This window comes from uncultured Gimesia sp., assembly GCF_937919775.1.
In the GTDB taxonomy this organism is placed as follows: domain Bacteria; phylum Planctomycetota; class Planctomycetia; order Planctomycetales; family Planctomycetaceae; genus Gimesia.
In genome coordinates this window covers 1-2845 of sequence record NZ_CALFPF010000685.1, presented here as the reverse complement: position 1 = coordinate 2845, position 2845 = coordinate 1, and the positions used below count along the sequence as shown (strand labels likewise).

Here is a 2845-nt window from a genome sequence, read left to right as displayed (position 1 = left end):
ATACATTAGAATTATCAGTTTCCATACTGTCAACGCATCCAAGCTGATCGAATCAGGAATGACAAATATGAGAAACCGGCTTATTCTGGTGGACCTGAATCAAAATCGTTGAAAATAAATCGTGTGGGGTTGTTTTGTGCAGTGTTATCCAAGGTTTTAAATACGAATTAGTTTGTAAGTTCCTTTGGATGTTGATCTTAGTGAAGTTGCTGGTAGGATGGTTTGAACGTGTTTTTTATTCGTGTGTATATTTCTTCCGCAGATCAATACGTTATTATAAGGTTGAGCGTTGGGTGTTTAAAAGTTTTTTTTCAAAATAATTCTACATGAAGATCTTCTGAATTGAAACTATTCAAAGGCCGAACGACGAATTCCTGATACCGCATCGAAATGATAATTCCCCCTTCAACAAGTGATTGAACTTCAGCGCAGAGGAGTGAAATGTGAGTGCATTCAGAAAGTGGATACCGTTACTGATTGTGATTCTGTGCGTCATGAATTCACACACGACTGTGAAAGCTGATGCAAAAGCCAGTCATCCCAATATTGTCATGATTATCTCGGATGATCAGGCCTGGAACGACTATCGGTTTATGGGACATGACGTCATTCAGACACCTCAGTTGGATAAGCTGGCGGCAGAAAGTGCCGTTTTTAAAAGAGGCTACGTGCCGACCAGTTTGTGCCGTCCCAGTTTGATGACGATGGTGACCGGATTATATCCTTACCAGCATAAAATTACCGGGAACGATCCCCCCAGGGGAATGGATCGGCAAGAGTTGTTGAAGCATGTTCAGAGCGTCGATTGTTTGCCGGCGATGCTGGGTAAGCTGGGTTATAAAAGTTTTCAATCTGGAAAATGGTGGGAAGGTAATCCTGCACTGGCCGGTTTTACGTCTGCGATGACTCACGGCGATCCAAAGCGGGGCGGCAGACACGGAGACCTGGGGCTGAAAGTTGGTCGTGAAGGGATGGCCCCCGTGTTTCAGTTTCTGGATGAGTGCGGGCAGGATCCCTTTTTCTTGTGGTATGCGCCCTTTTTACCGCATACACCCCATAATCCGCCCCAGCGTCTGCTGGATAAATACTTGAGTGACGACTTGCCTGTTGAATTGTCCTATTATTACGCGATGTGTGAATGGTTCGATGAAACCTGCGGACAGCTATTGAATTACCTGGATCAAAAGGGGCTTTCCGAAAATACAATTGTGGTTTATGTGACCGATAACGGCTGGATTCAATATGTTCCTGAAACAGAGCAGGAACGAAAGAAAACGAAGCTCAAATTTCGTTATGCTCCGAAATCAAAAAGAAGTCCGTATGACGGGGGAATTCGCACCCCCATCATGTTTCGCTGGCCGGGTAAAATTAAACCGGCAGAATATGACACGCTGGTCAGCAGCATCGACATCGTGCCGACCCTGTTGAACGCGGTTGGACTCAAACCGACCAAAGCCATGCAGGGCGTTAATTTGCTGAAGGTCATGGAAGATGGAGGCAAAATTGAGCGGAAGGCTATTTTCGGTGACATTTACGAGCATGATATGATCGATATCAATGACCCTGCCTCAAGTTTGAAATACCGCTGGTGTATTGAAGGCAAATGGAAGTTGATCATTCCCGGTCCCCGACTCGAAGGTGAGAAGGCAGAGTTGTATGATCTGGCTCAAGATCCTTTCGAGAGAAAAAACCGGATTGCCGAGTTTCCCGAGCGGGCAGATCAGTTGCGGAAACTGACTGATGCGTGGTGGGACGGTACTTCAAAATAAACCGATTTGAATCGAAAGCAGACAAGAGCAGGTCCGGAGTTCCGACCTGCTCTTGTCGTTGAGACCACTTTCGAAGAACAGACAAGTTGCGATCAATGGCGATGACCACGATCGAAGTGGCCTGTCTGATGAAAGTCGTAATGTCCCGGCTGATAGTGGAAATGATTTCCATGTCGGCGAAATTCCGGGGGATGGTAATCATAGTGGCTCGTGTCGTGCCAGTATGCGTGCCGTCTTCCATAGTAGTAGGGGGTCTGGTTGAAATTCTGGTAACCATAAGCCCCGCCATACCCGCCGTAACCAGTTCCGAAATTCACGTTGAATTTGACTCCCGCTTCGGCAGTGGACGTATTTCCCACGAACGCCAGTCCTGCCAAAGCTACGCAAACGATCAATAACTTTTTCATCTTTCCGTTCCTTAAAAGAAATTACCCGATAGACTGAATTTCTCAACCGCTCTGGAATTGTTAAAAAGCACCGATTGTGCCAATTAAGCGGGATATGATGTAAGTTGTTTTGGTAATAGAGATTAGGGGCTTTATCGCTTCGAGGGCTTCGCCAGATTCTGTGATCACTTTGATAAAAGTGACATCAGAACGACGATGGAAATGGGCCTCGGATCGGCAGAATTCTGCAGAATCGGGCCTTTGCAGTCGGCGACAGAGAGTCTGAAACGTTAGCCGTTCGTGCGGATGGTCATCGCTTTAATCGGCGCTAACAGGCGGCTGAATTCGCGAACACGGTCGATCGTCGAGGTGATTTCTTCCTGCAGTTTTTCCGTGTGGGAACCATATCCCAGTCGGCGGGCGAGGAATTCAAATTCTTCCTGATCTTGTGGAGGCACCGTCAAATCTTTGGCATTGCCTCTGACCATTCGCAGCGCGTCAATCAGTCTTCTGAGGAAGATGTAGGCGTTGCGAAGATTCTGGAAATCGTCGGGGCTGATCAATCCCAGTTCCTTTAAGGCGCAAATCCCTTCCAGAGTATTGGTGGTACGCAGCATGGGATTGCGATGCCCATAAGTAATCTGCAGCCCCTGTATCAGATATTCGCAATCGACCAGGCCCCCGTCGCCG

Annotated in this window: 2 protein-coding genes and 1 pseudogene; 1 reads left to right on the top strand and 2 read right to left on the bottom strand. The window is 47.3% G+C overall.

The window, feature by feature from the left end; translation table 11 throughout:
- Nucleotides 1-443 precede the first annotated feature (443 nt).
- Nucleotides 444-1769 carry a sulfatase gene (locus tag Q0294_RS19410; RefSeq protein WP_299468755.1) on the top strand — a complete coding sequence of 442 codons (1326 nt, stop codon included), beginning with the start codon at nucleotides 444-446 and terminating at the stop codon, nucleotides 1767-1769.
- Nucleotides 1770-1861: 92 nt separating this feature from the next.
- On the opposite strand, the gene Q0294_RS19405 is transcribed toward Q0294_RS19410, so the two are convergent.
- Both Q0294_RS19405 and Q0294_RS19400 read right to left on the bottom strand, forming a co-directional pair.
- A complete protein-coding gene (locus Q0294_RS19405) occupies nucleotides 1862-2176 on the bottom strand; it encodes a hypothetical protein (RefSeq protein ID WP_299468753.1) in 315 nt (104 codons plus the stop codon).
- Between the two features lie 269 nt (nucleotides 2177-2445).
- A pseudogene (locus Q0294_RS19400) lies at nucleotides 2446-2845 on the bottom strand (glutamine synthetase adenylyltransferase); the annotation flags it as partial.